This is a genomic window from Streptomyces sp. NBC_01351, from assembly GCF_036237315.1.
GTDB lineage: Bacteria > Actinomycetota > Actinomycetes > Streptomycetales > Streptomycetaceae > Streptomyces.
In genome coordinates, this window is record NZ_CP108356.1 from 4130890 (window position 1) to 4149568 (window position 18679).

Sequence of the window (18679 nt, forward strand, 5' to 3'; positions counted from 1 at the left end):
GGCCCGGAGCAAGCGCCGGACTGAATCGTCCGACGGCGCTCCGGGCCGCCCGGGGTTACTGCTGCACTACTTCTGGTTCAGCATCTTGCGGTCCGTGAGGACGTCGAGCTTGCTCTTGAACCTGTCGAGCGGCGGGGCCGGCGGGCCGTCCGAGCCGGGGGTCGGGGTGGACAGCTGCTCCCAGTCGTTGCCGCAGTCGAGGACGAACCCGATTTCGGGGTCCGTGTCCTGGTTGATCGCGCAGGTGATCTCCCAGACTTCACCCCCGGTGGTCAGCACCTGGACCGAGACGCCATCCTCCGCGTTGGTCTGGGCGGCGATGGAGATGGCGCAGGCGCCATCCGGGAAGTCGGTCTCGGTGTCCGTCAGGTCGTACCAGAGGAACGGCGTCGGCTCCGGCGTCAGGTCTCGGATACCGGCGTACGCAACGTCTCCGCTGAGCACGGCCTTGGTCTCGTTGGCGTTGCTGGGGGTGTAGGCGTCGACGTCGCTGCACACGCTGGCGCCGGTCGCACCCGTGGCACCCGTCGCGCCCGTCGCGCCCGGGGCACCGTCCTGGCCGTCAGCACCGTCGGCACCGGGGGGACCCTGCTCACCCGTCGCACCCGTCGCGCCGGTCGCGCCGCCGCCCGGACCCGTCGCGCCCGTGGCGCCCGTCGCGCCCGGGGCACCGTCCTGGCCGTCAGCACCGTCGGCACCGGGGGGACCCTGCTCACCCGTCGCACCGGTCGCACCCGTCGCGCCGCCGCCGCCCGGACCCGTCGCGCCGGTGGCACCCGTGGCACCGGTGGCACCCGTCGCGCCGGTGGCGCCCGTGGCACCGGTGGCGCCCGGCTTGCCCTCGTCGCACTTGTCGTCGCCGTGGGGTCCGTCCAGCCAGGCGTCCGCTCCCCACGGGTGGTCCTCGCCCGGCTCGCCGTGGTGCTCCTCGCAGGGGTCACCGGGAGGGTTCGCCGCCACTACCGCCTGCGTGGCCTGGATGGTCTGGCCCGCGGCGAGCGCGGGGGTGGCGACACCCATCAAAACCAGGGCGAGCGAGGCGAGGGTTCCGCCCGTGACCCAACCGCTCCGCCGGGGCAGGGGGCCGAGCGTCGACCTGGTCTTGTTCTCGGGATACATATACGCCGCTCCTTCTAGAAACCGGATCCAACGATGTGCGATGGGGCCTTGTGGGCCGCCTCGGTCATAGTGGTGATCGGATTTCAAGAGCGGTGGGACGCCTCGCAACGAGGTCAACAGATCGGACCAGTAATGCGCCCCCGAATGGCGCCTTTCTCGTATTGCGGTCACGCTTCCTTGCAAGCCATTGCAAGGATCCCTACCGTCGACGTGCGACTTACGGGCACTGTCATCACCACAGTGGATGGGATCCTTGAAAGCAACAGTCTGCTTGAATATGATCGTAAAAAATGAGGCCCCCGTGATCCGGAAGTGTCTGGAGTCGGTGCGCCCTTTGATCGATACATGGGTGATCGTGGACACCGGCTCCACCGACGGCACTCAAGAGATCATCCGAGAATTCTTCAGCGATTTGCCCGGAGTGCTGCACGAGCGGCCCTGGAAGGGGTTCGACGGCAGCCGCAGCGAGGCCATCGACCTCGCCCGCTCCAGCGCGGACTACCTGCTGTTCATCGACGCCGACGACGTGATGGAAGTACAGCCCGGTTTTCGCATGCCGGACCTGAGCCACGATCTGTACAGCGTCGCAATTCACCACGCCCCCGTCATTCACTGGCGTCCCGCACTGGTGTCGACCCGATTGCCGTGGCGATACGTCGGCGTACTCCACGAGTACCTGGAGTGCGAATCGACCCGGTACAGCCGTGGAGTTCTCGAAGGCGCCAACATTCTCATCGTCGGCGGTGGAGCACGCCTCAGGGAAGGCGGCGAGCGGCAGAAATACCTGCGCGACGCGGAGGTTCTGGAACAGGGCCTCCTCAAGGAACCGAAAAACGCCCGCTACGCGTTCTACCTCGCCCAGAGCTGGCGCGACGCGGGAGAACCGGAGAAGTCCCTGGCCGCCTACGACCGCCGGGCGGGCATGGGCGGCTTCGCCGAGGAGGCCTTCTGCTCCCAGCTCTACGCGGCGCGGATCGCGGCAAGCCTCGACCGGCCGCGGGCCGACGTGATGGACCGCTTCCTGCGCGCACACGAGAGCCGCCCCACGCGCGCCGAGGCGCTCGGCAGCCTCGCCCGGATCTGCCGGCAGCAGAGCCGCTTCCCGCTGGCGTACGTGTTCGCCCGGCAGGCAGCACTGATCCCCCGGCCGGAGGACATCCTGTTCGTCGAGTTCGACTGGTACGAATGGCGCGCGCTCGACGAACTCGCGGTGGCCGCCTACTGGGTCGGCGAGTACCGGGAGTCTTCGGACTGCTGCGAACGCCTCCTGGAGTCGGACAGGCTGCCGGCCGATCAGCGCGACCGCGTCCGCGCCAACCTCGACTTCGCACGGCGCAAGCTGGACCCGCACCTCGTCCCCGCCTGACGCACAGGCACAGGCACTACGCACCGCGCACCGCGCACCGCGCACCGCGCACCGCGCACCGCGCACCGGCAAAGCGAACGGGCCCGCGACTCCCCCCAAGGGTCGCGGGCCCGTCCACGTCTCAGGTCCGGTCAGTCGGCCAGCGGCAGGTAGACGCGGTTGCCGGAAGCCGCGAACTCGGCGGACTTCTCCGCCATGCCCGCCTGGATCTCATCGGCCTTCAGGTCACCGCCGTGCTCACGGCGGATGTCCTGCGAGATCTTCATCGAGCAGAACTTCGGACCGCACATGGAGCAGAAGTGCGCGGTCTTGGCCGGCTCGGCGGGAAGGGTCTCGTCGTGGAACGAGCGGGCCGTGTCCGGGTCGAGGGCCAGGTTGAACTGGTCCTCCCAGCGGAACTCGAACCGCGCGTCCGACAGGGCGTCGTCCCATTCCTGGGCGCCCGGGTGGCCCTTGGCCAGGTCAGCGGCGTGCGCCGCGATCTTGTACGTGATGACGCCGGTCTTCACGTCGTCCCGGTTGGGCAGGCCCAGGTGCTCCTTGGGCGTCACGTAGCAGAGCATCGCGGTGCCCCACCAGGCGATCATCGCGGCGCCGATGCCCGAGGTGATGTGGTCGTACGCGGGCGCGACGTCCGTGGTCAGCGGGCCGAGCGTGTAGAACGGCGCCTCCTCGCAGATCTCCTGCTGGAGGTCGATGTTCTCCTTGATCTTGTGCATCGGGACGTGGCCCGGGCCCTCGATCATGGTCTGGACGTTGTGGCGCTTGGCGATGGTGTTGAGCTCGCCCAGCGTCTTCAGCTCCGCGAACTGCGCGGCGTCGTTGGCGTCCGCGATGGAGCCGGGGCGCAGGCCGTCGCCGAGCGAGTACGTGACGTCGTACGTCGCGAGGATCTCGCAGAGCTCCTCGAAGTTCGTGTAGAGGAAGTTCTCCTTGTGGTGCGCCAGGCACCACGCGGCCATGATCGAGCCACCGCGCGAGACGATGCCGGTCTTGCGGCGGGCGGTCAGCGGCACGTACGGGAGCAGCACGCCGGCGTGGACCGTCATGTAGTCGACGCCCTGCTCGGCCTGCTCGATGACCGTGTCCTTGTAGATCTCCCAGGTCAGGTCCTCGGCGCGGCCGTCGACCTTCTCCAGTGCCTGGTAGAGCGGCACGGTGCCGATCGGCACGGGGGAGTTGCGCAGGACCCACTCGCGGGTGGTGTGGATGTTGCGGCCGGTGGAGAGGTCCATGACCGTGTCGGCGCCCCACTTGGTCGCCCAGGTCATCTTGTCGACCTCCTCCTCGATGGAGGAGGTGACGGCCGAGTTGCCGATGTTGGCGTTGACCTTCACCAGGAACCGCTTGCCGATGATCATCGGCTCGATCTCGGGGTGGTTCACGTTGGCCGGAAGCACCGCGCGACCTGCGGCGATCTCCTCGCGAACGACCTCGGGGGAGACGTTCTCGCGGATCGCGACGTACTCCATCTCCGGGGTGATCTCGCCCCGGCGGGCGTACGCGAGCTGCGTGACGGCGGCGCCGTTACGGCCCCGGCGGGGCTGGCGGGGGCGGCCCGGGAAGACCGCGTCGAGGTTCTTGAGCCCGCCGCGCGGCGAGGTGTGCTTGATGCCGTCGTCCTCGGGGCGCACGGGGCGGCCCGCGTACTCCTCGGTGTCGCCGCGGCCGATGATCCAGTTCTCGCGGAGCGGGGCGAGGCCCCGGCGCACGTCGGTCTCGATCTGCGGGTCGGTGTACGGACCGGACGTGTCGTAGAGCGTCACGTCCTTGCCGGTGGTGAGGTGGACCTGCCGGACCGGCACCCGGATGTCGGGGCGGGAGCCCGCCAGGTATCCCTTGTGCCAGCCGGGCTGGCGCTCGGTCTGGCCGTCGGTGCCCTGGCTGACGGCAGGCGTGCGTGCGTCGTCCTGAATGGTCATGAGACCTGATCTCCCTACGCCGGCATTACCCGGTAACAGGTTCGGCGGTCGACGCAGCCTCTTCCCGTACGCATCTGTGCTGCGCGTACGGTGATCAGCGCCCTCTCAGCCCGGTGCTCCGAGCTCCCGCGTTGTGCAAAGTAGCCCCCACGCTAGCGTCATCCATGGCGTGCTGAACAGTGGGCCCCCCTCATCTCTTGCGATGATCTGCCGGTGACGTCCTCGCCGCAGCCCCCCAACGAGCCCACAGAGCCCCATGGCCACACCGGCCACGAGCACTCAGGTCCCGGTCACGGAGCCGGTCACGGAGCCGGCCACGGGCACAGCCATGGCCATGGTCCGGCGGCCCCCGTCTCGAAGCACCTGCGCAAGGTCATCGCGGCCGTACTGATCCCCTTCGCCACCGCCGTCTTCGTCGGCATGGCGGTGCTCTGGCCGGGCGGCGCCCCTGCCCACGAGCGCACGGGGGTCGGTTTCGACCGGCAGACGCAGCAGGGCACGGTCATCTCACTGGAACGTGTCGACTGCAAATCCGTGAACGCCGCCCAGGTGCCACCGACGGGCGACACGTCCACCCCCGAGGGGCGCGAGGCACAGGCCGCGCAGACGGGGGAGTGCAAGAAGGCCACCGTCGAGGTCGGCACCGGCTCGGACAAGGGCCGGACCTTCGTGGAGGTCGTCCAGCCGGGTGCGCCACGGCAGCTGGAGAAGGGCCAGGAGGTGGTGGTGGCCTACGCGCCGGACGCCCCGCGCGACCTCCAGTACTCGGTCATCGACGTGAACCGAAAGTTCCCGTTGGCAGTGCTGGCCGGCATCTTCGCCGTCGCGGTCGTGATCGTAGGGCGGATGCGCGGGCTGTTCGCACTGATCGCGCTGGTCATCAGCTTCGGCGTGCTGACCCTCTTCATCCTCCCGGCCATCCTGCAGGGCTCGAATCCACTGCTCGTCGCCGTCATCGGCGCGAGCGCCATCATGCTGATCTCCCTGTACCTGTGCCACGGTCTGACGGCCCGGACCTCGGTCGCCGCCCTCGGCACGCTCATCTCGCTGCTGCTGATCGGGCTGCTGGGCTCGCTGTTCATCGACTGGGCGTCCCTCAGCGGCAACACCGACGACAACACCGGCCTGATCCACGGGCTCTATCCGGACATCGACATGAGCGGTTTGCTGCTCGCCAGTGTGATCATCGGATCCCTGGGTGTACTCGACGACGTGACGGTCACCCAGACCTCGGCGGTCTGGGAACTCCACCAGGCCGACCCGTCGATGGGCCCGCGCGGCCTGTACCGGGCGGCGATCCGGATCGGCCGCGACCACATCGCGTCGGTGGTCAACACGCTCGTACTGGCCTACGCGGGTGCCGCGCTGCCGCTGCTCCTGCTGTTCTCGATCGCGAACAGCAGCATGGGGTCCGTGGCCAACAGCGAGCTGGTCGCGGTGGAGATCGTACGGACTCTCGTGGGCTCGATCGGGCTCGTGGCCTCGGTCCCGGTGACCACGGCGCTGGCCGCACTGGTCGTTTCGGCCGACCGGCCGGGATCCCCGGTCGCCTCGCCGGCCTCGGGGCCGGTCCGCGGCGGCCGGGGCCGGCGGCGCAAGCGCTGAATGGAGGTTCCCGGACGACGGGAACGCAGGGTACGTCGGCGGACGCGGCTGGTCAGGTCGCGTGCCGTGCGGACCGGTGAAAGTCGGTGGGACGTGGCGCTCAGCGCGTCGGCACGCTGAGGCGGTCCTCATGGTCGGGGTCGTCCGTTGGTCAGCGGACGCCGGTGTTGCCTGCACTGCTGGTGCTGCCTGTACTGCCTGTACTGCCTGTACTGCCTGTACTGCCTGTACTGCTGATGCTGCCGTTGTGCGGTGATGGTGCTTCAGCCCGCGTTCTGTTCGTTCTGCTTGGACTCCGCGAGGATCTTGCCGAGCGCCTCGTCAAGGTTCTCCTCGAAATCACCCAGGTTCCGCTCCTGACCGAGCGGAACGATCCGGTCGGTCCGGTCGAGGAACGCGACGAGCGGTGCCGCGCTGGCGCGGAACAGGGCTCGGTCGGCACCGACCTGGAGCCTGATGTGGACATCGGACAGTTCCTCTGGATCGGTGGGGGCGATGTGCACATCGCCGTCACCGCACGGCTTGTTGATGCCGTCGAGGAGAAGCTCCCGGCCGAACGCCCAGGTCACGGGCGCGTCTCCGGGAAGGTGGAAGGTCAGGCGGACTGCGTAGGGGTCACGAGCGTCGTACCGGAGTTCCACCGGAATCCGGAACGAGAGCTCCTCGGAAACGAGGAAGCTCATCATGACCTCTGCCTGTACCGACTCGCGCATTGCCTACCCCGCTGTAGTGGAAGTGGCCAGGAATGATCCCCCAAGGCCCTCTTGACAAGAGTGGTGGAAGCGCTAGCAGATCACAAGGAGTGAGTTTTCAGATACTGATAGAGAACGAGAGGGTGCTCAACAGCGCGCCTACTTCACTCCGTAGCCGATCGACCGCACACAGCAATCGTTCTTCGTGGTGCAGAGGGAGAGAAATCGCCATGGTTGCCGCGGTATCGCCCGCAGTGATGGGGATGGCGGCGCAGACTGTGCCGAGGGCATATTCCTGGCGTTCGGTCACTGGCTGCATTCGGCCGAGCGCCCCGATCCGGTTCTCCAGGGAGCGCAGATCCCGCACGGTATAAGGGGTGATGGCCTCGACCGGGTGGCGGTCGTAGTACTCCCGGCGGGCCTCGTCGTCGAGCTGTCCGAGCAGGCACTGCCCGATGGCGTGCGCGTGGCCCGTCTCCCGGAAGTCGGCCCACTCCTCGCAGGCCGGGTTCGCCGGGGTGTCCGAAACACCCACGACCTCGATCTCACCCTCGCGGTAGACCGCGAAGTAGACGGGGGCCCCGACCGCGTCGCGGAAGTGCGCGAGGGAGTCGAGGATCATGCTGCGACGTTTCTGCTGAAGTCCGCCATCGGCGAGCCGTCCGGCGGCGTCGCCCAGGACGAACACTCCACTCTCTCTGCGGAGGTATCCCTCGTGCGTGAGGGTGCGCAGCAGGTGGTACGCGGTGGGAAGCGGGAGCCCGGCTTCGCGTGCCAGCTGTTTCGCCGGGGCTCCCTCGCTATGGGATCCCACTGCTTCGAGGAGCCTCAGCGCCCTCTGCACCGAACCGATCAGAGTCGGCACACCGGCATTGTGAACCGAAGACAAAGCTCACCCCCAGGCGTGGCGGCGGGCCTTTGGGGAGGCCCGCCCTGCGGGGGCCGCCCCCGCACATGCCATCGATCCTGGGGGGCGTACTCGGCGGCTACTTGACATAACCGCAGGTCAGGGCGGCGGAACCGGCTTTCGGTGCCCAGGGAACGGCACAGATTGCCACTCTATCCGCCGATTCCCGGCGTGTGAGCGGTTTACCGCGTCACGTTCCCTCACCTGGCGCAATCGCGGAAGCGTTCCGTCCGCATACTTCTACCACTCGGTGGACGAGGACTTCGAACCGCCCCGGCCGCCAACCTTCTTGACGACGAAGATCAGGGCGCCGACGAGGCCGGCGAAGACGAGCAGCTTGAAGACGACGCTGATCAGCACGCCCAGGATGCTGGTGATCACGCCGCCGAAGACGAACAGCACCAGCAGCGGAACGGCGACCCACTTGACCCACCAGGGCATGCCCGCGAACGTCTCTCGGATCCCGTCCATGTCTCCTCGACCTCTTCCTCTTCCTCGTCCACTTCCGTGACTTCCTGCTCCCGATGCTAGGAGCCGACGGATGCCCGCGGGGGGCCGCGAGCCCCCGGAGTCCCCTGATCCGCCCCCTAGGGGCCGACCGCCGGATCGGCCCTTCGACCCTGAGACCCCGGTGGGCCGCTCAGCCCTCCGGCGGGGAGAACACCACCATCACCTTCAGGTCCTCGGTGATGTGGTGGAACTTGTGGGGGACCCCCGCCGGGACGTAGACCACGCTGCCCCGCGCCACCATCGTCGTCTCCTCCCCGACCGTGATCGAGGCCCTCCCGCTCACCACGAAGTACACCTCGTCCTGCCCGTGCGGCTGCTGCGGGTCGCTCTGACCCGCGTCGAGTGCGTACAGCCCGACCGACATGTTCCGCTCACGCAGGAACTGCAGATAGGCGCCGTCGTTGGCGGCCCGCTCCGCTTCGAGCTCGTCCAGCCGGAACGCTTTCATCGTCCTTGTTCCCCTTGTGTTCAGTCGTCCCCGGGTATCCGCTGATCTGCGGATGTCCCATCGGGATCTTCTCTGCCACGATCAGACACATGACGAATTTCGTAGTCAAGACGCTCGCCAACGCGGCAGCCCTCGCCGTCGCCATCTGGCTGCTCGCCGGCATAACCCTCGACGACGGCAGCAGCCTCGGCCGCCGGACGGTGACCCTGCTGCTGGTCGCGCTGGTCTTCGGCCTGGTCAACTTCATCGTCAAGCCCGTGGTGAAGCTGCTCTCGCTGCCGCTGTTCATCCTCACCCTGGGCCTGTTCACCCTCGTCGTGAACGCCCTGATGCTGATGCTGACCTCCTGGCTGGCCAAGCAGTTCGACCTCAGCTTCCACGTCGACGGCTTCTGGACCGCCCTCGTCGGCGCTCTGATCATCTCCATCGTCAGCTGGGCCGTGAACATGGTCCTGCCCGACAAGAACTGAGCGGGCTCACATGTACCGCGTGTGCTTCGTCTGCACGGGCAACATCTGCCGCTCGCCCATGGCCGAGTCCGTCTTCCGCGCCCGCGTCGCGGAGGCCGGACTCGACGCCCTGGTCGAGGTGGACAGTGCCGGTACCGGCGGCTGGCACGAGGGCCACCCGGCCGACCCGCGCACAGTCTCCGTCCTGCAGGCCGCCGGGTACGAGCAGGGCCACCGGGCCCGGCAGTTCCGGTCTTCCTGGTTCGCCGCACTCGACCTCGTCGTCGCACTCGACGCCGGACACCTCCGGGACCTCCGGGCACTCGCCCCCACGCCCGAGGACGCCGCCAAGGTCAGGCTGCTGCGGTCCTTCGACCCGGCGGCCACCGCCGCCGAGGGCGACGTACCCGACCCCTACTACGGGTCGCTCGACGGGTTCGAGGAGTGCCTTCAGCTCGTCGAGGCGGCGAGCCCCGGCCTGCTGGAGACCGTACGGGAAGCCCTGGCCCTGAAGGAGCACACCGCGTGAACGAGCAGCCAACCACGGGCAGCGCCCCGGCAGCCCGGCTCGGCGACGGCACCCTCGCCGTCCGCGCCGGGCTGCCGGCGCCCGTCAAGAACGAGCCGACCCTGCCCGGGCCGGCCTTCGCCGCCCACTTCCATCTGCCCGGCGACGTCGAAGGCCCGTACACCTACGGCCGCGACACCAACCCGACCTGGACCCTGCTGGAGCAGGCGATCGGGGAACTGGAAGCCCCCGGCCAGGACGCGCACACCGTGGTCTTCGCCTCCGGCATGGCCGCGGTCTCCGCCGTGCTCCTCTCGCAGGCACGCCACGGCGACACCGTCGTCCTGCCCGACGACGGCTACCAGGCACTGCCGCTGCTGCGCGAGCAGATGGAGGCGTACGGAATCCACGTGCGCACCGCTCCGACCGCCGACGAGGCCCAACTCACCGTCCTGGACGGGGCCCGGCTGCTGTGGATCGAGACCCCCTCCAACCCGGGGCTCGACGTCTGCGACGTACGCCGCCTCGTGGACGCCGCGCACGCCGGCGGGACCCTGGTCGCCGTCGACAACACCCTGGCCACGCCGCTCGGCCAGCGGCCCCTGGACCTCGGAGCGGACTTCTCCGTCGCCAGCGGCACCAAGGGCCTCACCGGCCACGGCGACCTGCTCCTCGGCTACGTGGTCTGCCGGGACGCCGAACTCGCCGCCCTCGTCCGCCGCTGGCGCAAGATCGTCGGCGCGATCCCCGGCCCCATGGAGGCCTGGCTCGCCCACCGCTCCCTGGCCACCATCCAGTTGCGCGCACAGCGCCAGTGGGCCAACGCGCTGGCCCTGGCCGAGGCCCTGACCGGCCGCACCGAGGTGACCGGGCTGCGCTACCCCGGCCTGGCCACTGACCCCTCCCACAAGACGGCCGCCCGCCAGATGCGCGGCTTCGGCTCGGTCGTCTCCTTCACGCTGCCCGACCGCGCGCACGCGGAACGCTTCATGAGCGCTCTTCATCTGGTCGAGGACGCCACGAGCTTCGGCTCGGTACGGTCCACCGCCGAGCGGCGCGGACGGTGGGGCGGGGACGCCGTCCCGGAGGGCTTCATCCGCTTCTCCGCCGGCGCCGAGGACACCGAGGACCTGATCGCGGACGTCCTGCGGGCCCTCGAATCGGCCGGTTCCGGCAGCTGAGAGGGCCGTGGAAAGCGGTCCGAGCCTCCCCCCTCATGGCTCGGACCGCCCCGGTTCATCGGGGGAGAACCACCGCCGAGAACCACGCGACAAGGCTAGTTGACTCAGCGTCAGAGTCCAATCACGGTAACGACAGGGGCCTATCCGCATATTTATAGTTGAAGGCCCCCACCGAGAGGTCGAGGTGCCGCCATGGACCTTGCTCTGCTGCGCACCTTCGTCGCCGTCCACCGGGCCGGGTCCTTCACCCGAGCCGCCGCCCTCCTCGGACTGTCCCAACCCGCCGTCACCTCACAGATCCGCACCCTCGAACGGCAGCTGGGCCGCCCCCTCTTCCACCGCCGCGCCCGCGGCGTCACCCCCACCGCCGTCGGCGACGAACTCGCCCACAAGGCCGCCCCGCACCTCGACGCCCTGCTGCGGATCACCGAGACCGAGCGGGAGGCCACCGGAGCGTTACGCACCCTCCACGTCGCCGGACCCCCCGAATTCCTGGGCCTGCGGGTACTGCCCGCCCTCGCACCGCTGGTCGGCCAGGGCCACACGCTGCGCGCCACCCTGCTGACCGGCGCCGAGGAGACCCTCGAGGGCCTCGCCGCCGGCCACCACGACCTCGTCGTCACCACCGCCCGCCCGCGCGGAGGGCTCTTCACCGCCACCGCCCTGTGCGACGAGGAGCACGTCCTGGTGGCCGCGCCCTACTGGGCCGCCCTCGTCGACCGGGACCGGCTGCGCGAGGAGGGTCCCGCCGCGCTCGACGGCATCCCGCTCGTCGAGGTCCACGAGAGCCTGCCCCTCGCCACCCGCTACTGGGCCACCGTCTTCGAGGTACCGCCCCAGCACGCCGCCACCGTGGTCGTGCCCGATCTGCGCGCCGTACTGGAATGCGTGCGCTCCGGAGCCGGACTGGCCGTGATTCCCCGCTACCTGTGCCAGGACGCCCTCGACAGCGGCCGGATCGTGGCCCTGGCGGAGCCGGCGGTGCCGCCGCTGCGCACCTGGTTCCTCGTCGTACGGGCCGGCAGTCTCGCCCTCGCCCATCTCGCCCGGGCCCACGAGCTGCTGTTTCACGCCGCCGCGCACTGGTGAGCTCCCGTTCGAGACCCTTGGCGCGTTTCAGAAGCGGAGTCGTGGGCCACTCTTCTCCCATGACCGAACGTCCCGTGGTCAAACGCACCGCCCGCGCGATCCTGCTCGACGGTGACGACCTGATCCTCATCAAGCGCACCAAGCCCGGCGTCGATCCCTACTGGCTCACCCCCGGCGGGGGAGTGGAGTCCTCGGACGCCACCGTCGTCGACGCCCTCCACCGGGAGGTCCACGAGGAACTCGGCGCGAAGATCACCGATGTGGTGCCCTGCTTCGTCGACACCGTCGAACACATCGCCGACGGGGGAGTGACCGGCGTGAAGGTGCAGCACTTCTTCGTCTGCCACCTCGAATCCATGGACCCCAGCCAACGGCACGGACCCGAAGTCGACGAGCCCGAGGGCGAGTACGAGATCGTCCGCGTGCCCTTCAGCCGCGTCGGCATCGCCGCCGTCCATCTCGTCCCGCTGTCCCTGCGGCACTACCTCGACGGCAACATCGAGGGGGTCCGCGCCATGCACGCTCCCGACCTGGGCTGAAACGGGTCCCGGCCGAAACGGACCGGGCTGAAACGGGTCCGGGCCGACGCCGGCGGGAACTGCCCGCCGGTGTCAGCCCGCGACGCCCGCCAGCTCCTCCACCGCGTCGTGCCGGATCCGCTCGTCGGGGATCCCTATCCGCTTGAGCTCGTCCACCCCGTTGCGGATCATCGCGGGCGGCCCGGAGATGAACGCGTCGTACGAACTCCACGGCCCGTGCTCACCGATGGCCTGCGGCAGCTGTCCGGCCAGGCCGTCTCCGACCACCGGGCGCACCGACAGCCACGGGTGCGTGCGCTGCAACCCCAGCAGGGTGTCCTTGTCGTAGAGGTCGTGGTCGCTGCGCGCCCCGTAGAACACCTCCACCGGCCGCCGCTCCCCGTGCTCGGCCACGTCCTCGATCATCGCTTTGATCGGCGCGATGCCGGTCCCGCCGCCCAGGCACAGCATCCCGTTGTCCGTGGTGTGGTCGACGACCATCGACCCGGCCGGCGGCCCCAGGCGCAGCACGTCCCCCGGGCGTGCGTGGCGCACCAGTGCGTTGGAGACCCAGCCGGCGGGAACGGCCTTGACGTGGAAGGACAGCAGCCCGTCGGCGCGCGGCGCCGAGGCGAAGGAGTAGTGCCGCCACACCCGCGGCCACCAGGGGGTCTCCAGGCTCGCGTACTGGCCGGCCACAAAGGCGTACGGCTGGTCGGGGCGGACCGTCAGCACCGCGATGTCGGGGGTGCGCAGATCGTGGGAGACCACCTCCGCCTGCCACCACGCGGGTGCCTTCACCTCGTCCTGCGCCGCCGCGTCGATCATGATCTGGGAGATGGCGATGTACGCCCGCACCCAGGCGGCCTCCGTCTCCGGACCCCAGGTCTCGTGCGCGTACCGGGCCAGCGCCCCGATCAGGGCCTCGCCGACCACGGGGTAATGCCCGGCCACGGTGCCGTACTTGCGGTGCCCGGTGCCCAGCCGGCGCAGGTAGGGCACGAGCACGTCCGGATTGTCGATGTGCTCGGCGGCGGTGAGCAGCGCCTTCAGCAGCCGGTCCCGCTGCGCGTCCATCGCGGCGGGGAACATGCCGCGGACCTCGGGATGCCCGGTGAACACCAGTGCGTAGAAGTACGAGGTCACCCTGTCGGCGACGGGCGCGATCTCCGCGAGGGTCCGGCGGATCAGCATGGCGTCGGGTGAGGCCTCGGGCTCCGCTCCCTCGCCGGGTATCCGGGCCGTTCCCCGTCTGGCCGATCTGGTGGGCGGAGCGTCCATGCGGTGCCTCGCTTCGAACATCTCGGTCGGGTCTGCACACGCCACGGCCTGTGAATCCGTGGTTCCGGGCTTCACAGCGTGCCAGCAGCCCCCAGAGGCCTGCGGGGAAATGCGGAAAATCCGCGTTTCGAACCCACTTTCCCCTTAAGATGCCTCAACTCCCGGGCGTGCCACCCCTACGAGCTGGTATGCCTCTCGAAGGTCCCTGCCCTGGTAGACGTGGGTCGCGCGCTCCGCGAGAAAGGGTCGCGCGTTGACGGCCACGGAGACCGGCACGGCCTCGAAGAGCACGGCATCGGTCATCGAATCCCCGTACGCGACGCAGTCGCCCCGGCCCACCCCGAACCTCTCGCACAGCCGGTCCGCCACCATGACCTTGCCCTCGGGCGTCAGGATCCCCGCCTCCTCCACGGGCCGGGTGAACGGCACCTCCGGGAAGACCGAACCGTGCGCGGCGTGGGCGCCCCACTCCAGCAGCAGCTCCACGAAGAAGGACGGCGACAGGGAGATCACCGCGCAGTAGTCCCCGCGCTCCCGGATCTCCCGCCACACGTCCCGGATGCCCGCGAGCCAGGGAGCCCCCTCGAACGCCGCCCGGACGTGCTCGGGCGTCAGGTCCGACCAGAGCGCGTGGGCCGCCACCGAAAACTGGTGCGGCCCGATCTCGCCGGCACCGAAGGACCGCTCCAGCGCGGCGATCTCGGCGCTCACGCCGAGCTGACGGGAGATCTCGACCGGCGCCGCCGAGCCGTACATCAGCGTCCCGTCGAGGTCGAAGAGGTGCAGGAGGGTCATAGGCGTCGAGGCTAGCGGCTCGGCAGCACAGGGGGATGTTTCACGTGAAACATCGATCCGTTTCCCCGGCGGGCGGGGGATGTTTCACGTGAAACATCGACCCAAATCCTCTGGACGGGCCCCTGTCGATGATCCAGTCTGGGCCGGTGACACCACCACACATCACAGATCTGCCGATCCGGGCGCTGAGCGTGGACGATCTCCGCCGCTGCGCCGACCTGTCAGAGAACCGCGGCTGGCCACGCGAAGACCACAAATGGGGACTCCTCCTCGCCGCCGGAAACGGCTACGGAGTGGACGCCCCCGATGGCCGGGGACTCGCGGCAGCCTGCGTCGTCACCCCGTACGGCCACACCCACGCCGGACCGGAGCTCGCCGCCATCGGGATGGTCCTGGTAGCCGACCGCTACGCCCGCCAGGGCCTGGGCCGCCGCCTGATGGAGCACGTCTGCGACGAGGTCCTCAAGGGCGTCCCCCTCACCCTGCACGCCACCCCCTACGGCCGCCCCCTCTACGAGGAACTCGGCTTCGACACCACCGGCCGCGCCGAGATGCTCACGGGCACCTTCCGCCCCGACGGCGCCCCCGGCACCTACGGCACACCCCTGGTCCGGCCGGCCAACGCCGAGGACCTCCAGCGCATCCTGCGTCTGGACGCCGAGGTCTTCGGCACCGACCGCACCCACATGATCACCCGGCTGCCCGCCTTCGCCGATCAACTCCTCGTCGCCGAGGACCGCACCGGCGACGGCACCCTCACGGGCTACGCGGCGGCCTGGCCCAACATGGAGACCCATGTCATCGGCCCGCTGGTCGCCCACGACCTCGGCACCGCCCAGTCCCTGATCACCGCGCTCGCCTCGGGCACCGACCGCCCGCTGCGCACCGATGTCGACGTCCGCCACGAGGAGCTGCTCGGCTGGCTCAAGGACCGCGGCCTCGACTCCATCGCTTTCAACGCCGTCATGACCCGGGGCATCCCCGGGCTGCCCGGCGACTGGACCCGCCGCTGGGCACCGCTCACCGTGGCCGCCGGCTGACAAGGAACGAGCACCATGACCGACACCCCGAACCCGACCGACCTCTCCGGCCTGTCCATCCGCCCGGCCACCGAGGCCGATCTGCCCGCCATCGTCGCCATGCTCGCCGACGACCCGCTCGGCGCCACCCGCGAGTCCCCGGACGACCTCACCCCGTACCGCACGGCCCTGAAGCGCCTGGCCGACGACCCGAACCAGCACCTGGTCGTCGCCGTCCGCGCGGACCGGGTCGTCGGCACCCTCCAGCTGACGGTCGTCCCCGGGCTCTCCCGCAAGGGATCCACCCGCTCGATCATCGAAGGCGTCCGCGTCCACGCCGACGAGCGGGGCAGCGGCCTCGGCACCCGTTTCATCGAATGGGCCATCGAGAAGTCCCGCGCCGAGGGCTGCGACCTCGTGCAGCTGACCTCGGACGCGACCCGGACCGACGCGCACCGCTTCTACGAACGGCTCGGCTTCGCCGCCTCCCACGTCGGGTTCAAACTGCAGCTCTGACAGAGCGCACCGGCAGGCCGGGCCGCACTGTCCGCGGCCCGGCCTACGATCGGGAGGATGAGCCCGAGCCTCCCCCTCGTCACCACTGCCGAGCGCCGCGACCGGCTCGGCCGGCGCCACCGGCTGGCCCCCTCCGCCCGTACCGCCACCGTGTCCCAGGCCGCCGACGCCGTCGTCGCCCTGCACGCCACCGACGCCGCGACCGTCTTCCTCTCCGCCCGCGCCCGGCTGACCGACAGCGGCCCCGCCACGATCGAGCGGGCGCTCTACGAGGACGTCAGCCTCGTGCGGCTGCTCAGCATGCGCAACACGCTCTTCGCCATGTCCGCCGAACTCGCCCCGTACGTCGACTCCTCCACCGCCCGCGGGATCGCCGCCAAGGAGCGCCGCACCCTCCTCAAACACCTCGACGAGGACGGCCAGGGCCTCGACGCCGACTGGCTGACCGGGGCGGAAGCCGCCGCCCTCGACGCACTCGACACCCGCGGCCCGTCCACCGGCAGCCAGCTGTCCGCGGCCGTACCGGCCCTGCGCCAGAAGATCACCATCGGCCGCGGCAAGAAGTACGAGACCGAGACGGGCGTCGCCACCCGGGTCATCCGCCTGCTCGCCGCCGACGGCCGGATCCGCCGTGACCGCCCGCGCGGATCCTGGACCTCCAGCCAGTACCGCTGGGTCCACACCGAGCCGTGGCCCGCCGTACCAGCCGCCGAGGCCCGCGCCGAGATCGCCCGGCGCTGGCTCCACGCGTACGGCCCGGCCACCGAGGCCGACCTCAAGTGGTGGACCGGCTGGACCCTCACCGACGTGCGCAAGGCACTCGCCGCCGTGGGGACCGAGCAGGTCCGCCTCGACGACGGCTCCACCGCCCTCGTCGGGCCCGGTGACACCGCGCCCGAGCCGGCCACCGAGCCCTGGGCCGCCTTCCTGCCCGGCCTCGACCCCACCGCCATGGGCTGGGCCGACCGCGGCTTCCACCTCGACCCCGCGCACAAGAGCGCCCTCTTCGACTACGCCGGCAACATCGGCCCCACCGTGTGGTGGAACGGGGAGGTCGTCGGCGGCTGGGCCCAGCGCGCCGACGGAGAGGTCGTCTGGCGGCTGCTCGGCAGCCCGGGCCGGGCCGCCGAGGAGGCGATCACCGCCGAGGCCGGCCGGCTCGCCGCCTGGGTGGGGGAGGCCCGCATCACCCCGCGCTTCCGCACTCCGCTGGAGCGCGAGCTCGTCGCCTGAGGCGCCCTCGAACGAGCGGTCCCTCGGCCGGTCCCTCGGCCGGTTCCGCCGCCGGTCCCTCCGCCGGTCCCTCGGCCGGTCCCTCGGCCGGTTCCGCCGCCGGCCCGTCAGCCGATGCCCCGCCAGCCCTGCGGGTCCACCCCACCGGGCACCGGGGCCTCGGCGTCGTACGGCTCCCGCGTGAACACGAAGGACGCGAGATCGAGGTGGCTCACCGAGCCGTCCTCGCGACGCACCGCCCGCAGCGACTCGCCCGCGTAGTAGCCGGACAGTCCCGTCCAGCTGCCGTCCGGCTCCGCCCGGAACCGCGCCGACCGCCCGGCCGCGCCCACCGGCCCCAGCTCCAGCGACCCGTCCGCCTTCAGCCGCACCACCTGCGCCGAAGTCCCCCAGTACCAGGGGCCGCACAGCTCCAGCGCCACCCGATCGGCCTCCAGGAACGGCCGCCACGGCTCCGGGATCCGCGGCTCGGCCTCCGCGACGATCCCCACGAGGTCCGCGGCCACCGTCGAGGCAGGCACCCCGGAGGTGCAGTTCGCGAGCACCACCGCCGCCACGTCGTCCGCCTCGCTCAGCCACAGCCCCGCGACGAAACCGGGCAGCGATCCGCTGTGGCCCACCAGTCGGCGCGCGCCGTCGGCCGCCAGCTGCACGCCCCAGCCGTAGCCGAGGTCGGCGCCCGGCTCCGGGGGCGCGGCCGACGTCCGCATCTCCCGTACGGTCTCCGCTCCCAGTACCCGCTCGTCACCGCGCAGCAGGAAGTCCGCGAACCGCGCCAAGTCCCTGGTGGTGGACCACAGCTGACCGGCCGGAGCCATCAGCCCCAGATCCTCCAGCGGCTCGGGCATCATCACGTCCGCCCACGGATGCACCGCCCAGCCGCCCGCGTGCGGGGCCTGCGGCCACCCACTGGTACGGCTCAGCCCCAGCGGCTCCAGCACTTCGGCGCGCAGTACCTCTTCCCACGGCTTCCCGCGCAGCGCCTCGACGAGCGAACCGAGCAGCGTGTACCCGGGGTTGGAGTAGTGGAACCGGCGGCCGGGCGTGTGCTTGAACGGCTCCGCACCGAGTACGTCGGCCAGCTCGGGCCGCATGTCACCGGGCGTGCGCTCCCACCACGGGCCGGGCGTCTCCGCGGCCAGACCACCGGTGTGCGCCAGCAGTTGGGCGATGGTCACCTCACCGGCCCCGGTCCCCGGCAGGTGCTGCTCCAGCCGGTCCGCGAGCGTGAGCAGCCCCTCGTCACGCAGGCGCAGCACGAGAACGGCGGTGAAGGTCTTGCTGATCGACCCGATCCGGTACTGGACGTCCCCGTCCGGTCCGTGGCCCTCGACACAGGTCCGGGATCCCTCCCAGACCACCTCCCCGCCCCGCACCACGGCCGCCACGACGGACGGCGCCCGCCCCTCGCTCTGGGCGACGGCGAGCCGGTGCCTCAGTGCGCGCCGGGTAGCGGGGAGAAGTTCCAGGTCCTCAGAGCGCTCATCCATGATCGAATGGTAGGCCCAGGGCCCCGGGGCG

The 18679-nt window shown here is 70.5% G+C and carries 19 protein-coding genes; 10 read left to right on the plus strand and 9 right to left on the minus strand.

The features are described 5' to 3' along the window. Positions 1-66 precede the first annotated feature (66 nt). Positions 67-1119: a hypothetical protein gene (locus tag OG625_RS18975; protein WP_329382263.1), complete on the minus strand. Its 1053-nt coding sequence runs from the start codon at positions 1117-1119 to the stop codon at positions 67-69. Positions 1120-1396: 277 nt separating this feature from the next. Here OG625_RS18975 and OG625_RS18980 point away from each other — a divergent pair, with 277 nt between their 5' ends. After that, positions 1397-2485: a glycosyltransferase gene (locus OG625_RS18980; RefSeq protein ID WP_329382264.1), complete on the plus strand. Its 1089-nt coding sequence runs from the start codon at positions 1397-1399 to the stop codon at positions 2483-2485. A 131-nt stretch (positions 2486-2616) separates the two neighbouring features. Here the strand turns inward: OG625_RS18980 and thiC are convergent, their stop codons facing one another. Further along, complete coding sequence (thiC, locus tag OG625_RS18985; RefSeq protein WP_329382266.1) at positions 2617-4407, minus strand: phosphomethylpyrimidine synthase ThiC; 1791 nt, start codon at positions 4405-4407, stop codon at positions 2617-2619. A 213-nt stretch (positions 4408-4620) separates the two neighbouring features. On the opposite strand from thiC, the gene OG625_RS18990 reads away from it, so the two are divergent. Then, a complete protein-coding gene (locus OG625_RS18990; RefSeq protein ID WP_329382268.1) occupies positions 4621-6012 on the plus strand; it encodes a YibE/F family protein in 1392 nt (463 codons plus the stop codon). A gap of 263 nt (positions 6013-6275) precedes the next feature. Here OG625_RS18990 and OG625_RS18995 read toward each other — a convergent pair whose 3' ends face one another. The 4 genes from OG625_RS18995 to OG625_RS19010 all read right to left on the minus strand — a co-directional run bounded on the left by OG625_RS18995 (position 6276) and on the right by OG625_RS19010 (position 8569). Then, positions 6276-6725, minus strand: coding sequence for an SsgA family sporulation/cell division regulator (locus OG625_RS18995; protein WP_329382270.1), 450 nt, complete (start codon positions 6723-6725; stop codon positions 6276-6278). Between the two features lie 97 nt (positions 6726-6822). Beyond that, positions 6823-7560 carry an IclR family transcriptional regulator gene (locus tag OG625_RS19000; RefSeq protein ID WP_329390773.1) on the minus strand — a complete coding sequence of 246 codons (738 nt, stop codon included), beginning with the start codon at positions 7558-7560 and terminating at the stop codon, positions 6823-6825. 291 nt (positions 7561-7851) lie between these two features. After that, complete coding sequence (locus tag OG625_RS19005; protein ID WP_329382272.1) at positions 7852-8082, minus strand: DUF5326 family protein; 231 nt, start codon at positions 8080-8082, stop codon at positions 7852-7854. Positions 8083-8251: 169 nt separating this feature from the next. Further along, entirely contained in the window at positions 8252-8569 is a 318-nt protein-coding gene (locus tag OG625_RS19010) for a cupin domain-containing protein (protein ID WP_329382274.1), read from the minus strand. An 89-nt stretch (positions 8570-8658) separates the two neighbouring features. Here OG625_RS19010 and OG625_RS19015 point away from each other — a divergent pair, with 89 nt between their 5' ends. From OG625_RS19015 to OG625_RS19035, 5 genes are all read left to right on the plus strand, one after another. After that, positions 8659-9039, plus strand: a complete 381-nt coding sequence (locus OG625_RS19015) for a phage holin family protein (RefSeq protein ID WP_329382276.1) — start codon at positions 8659-8661, stop codon at positions 9037-9039. A gap of 10 nt (positions 9040-9049) precedes the next feature. Next, complete coding sequence (locus OG625_RS19020; protein WP_329382278.1) at positions 9050-9547, plus strand: low molecular weight protein-tyrosine-phosphatase; 498 nt, start codon at positions 9050-9052, stop codon at positions 9545-9547. Further along, positions 9544-10707: a cystathionine gamma-lyase gene (locus tag OG625_RS19025; protein WP_329382280.1), complete on the plus strand. Its 1164-nt coding sequence runs from the start codon at positions 9544-9546 to the stop codon at positions 10705-10707. The genes OG625_RS19020 and OG625_RS19025 overlap by 4 nt, the downstream gene beginning before the upstream one ends. Positions 10708-10899: 192 nt before the next feature. Further along, complete coding sequence (locus OG625_RS19030) at positions 10900-11796, plus strand: LysR family transcriptional regulator (protein WP_329382282.1); 897 nt, start codon at positions 10900-10902, stop codon at positions 11794-11796. Between the two features lie 59 nt (positions 11797-11855). Next, a complete protein-coding gene (locus OG625_RS19035) occupies positions 11856-12335 on the plus strand; it encodes an NUDIX hydrolase (protein WP_329382284.1) in 480 nt (159 codons plus the stop codon). Between the two features lie 72 nt (positions 12336-12407). Here OG625_RS19035 and OG625_RS19040 read toward each other — a convergent pair whose 3' ends face one another. Both OG625_RS19040 and OG625_RS19045 read right to left on the minus strand, forming a co-directional pair. Further along, the gene (locus OG625_RS19040) at positions 12408-13595 is read right to left on the minus strand and encodes a globin domain-containing protein (RefSeq protein WP_329382286.1); all 1188 of its coding nucleotides are present in this window, start codon (positions 13593-13595) and stop codon (positions 12408-12410) included. A 144-nt stretch (positions 13596-13739) separates the two neighbouring features. Further along, entirely contained in the window at positions 13740-14390 is a 651-nt protein-coding gene (locus tag OG625_RS19045; protein ID WP_329382288.1) for an HAD family hydrolase, read from the minus strand. A 146-nt stretch (positions 14391-14536) separates the two neighbouring features. Here OG625_RS19045 and OG625_RS19050 point away from each other — a divergent pair, with 146 nt between their 5' ends. The 3 genes from OG625_RS19050 to OG625_RS19060 are packed head-to-tail and all read left to right on the plus strand — an operon-like array spanning position 14537 to position 17158. Further along, a complete protein-coding gene (locus OG625_RS19050) occupies positions 14537-15430 on the plus strand; it encodes a GNAT family N-acetyltransferase (RefSeq protein ID WP_329382290.1) in 894 nt (297 codons plus the stop codon). A 15-nt stretch (positions 15431-15445) separates the two neighbouring features. Beyond that, the gene (locus OG625_RS19055; RefSeq protein ID WP_329382292.1) at positions 15446-15925 is read left to right on the plus strand and encodes a GNAT family N-acetyltransferase; all 480 of its coding nucleotides are present in this window, start codon (positions 15446-15448) and stop codon (positions 15923-15925) included. Between the two features lie 57 nt (positions 15926-15982). Continuing rightward, the gene (locus OG625_RS19060; RefSeq protein ID WP_329382294.1) at positions 15983-17158 is read left to right on the plus strand and encodes a winged helix DNA-binding domain-containing protein; all 1176 of its coding nucleotides are present in this window, start codon (positions 15983-15985) and stop codon (positions 17156-17158) included. Between the two features lie 107 nt (positions 17159-17265). On the opposite strand, the gene OG625_RS19065 is transcribed toward OG625_RS19060, so the two are convergent. After that, positions 17266-18648, minus strand: coding sequence for a serine hydrolase domain-containing protein (locus OG625_RS19065; protein WP_329382296.1), 1383 nt, complete (start codon positions 18646-18648; stop codon positions 17266-17268). Positions 18649-18679: the final 31 nt, after the last annotated feature.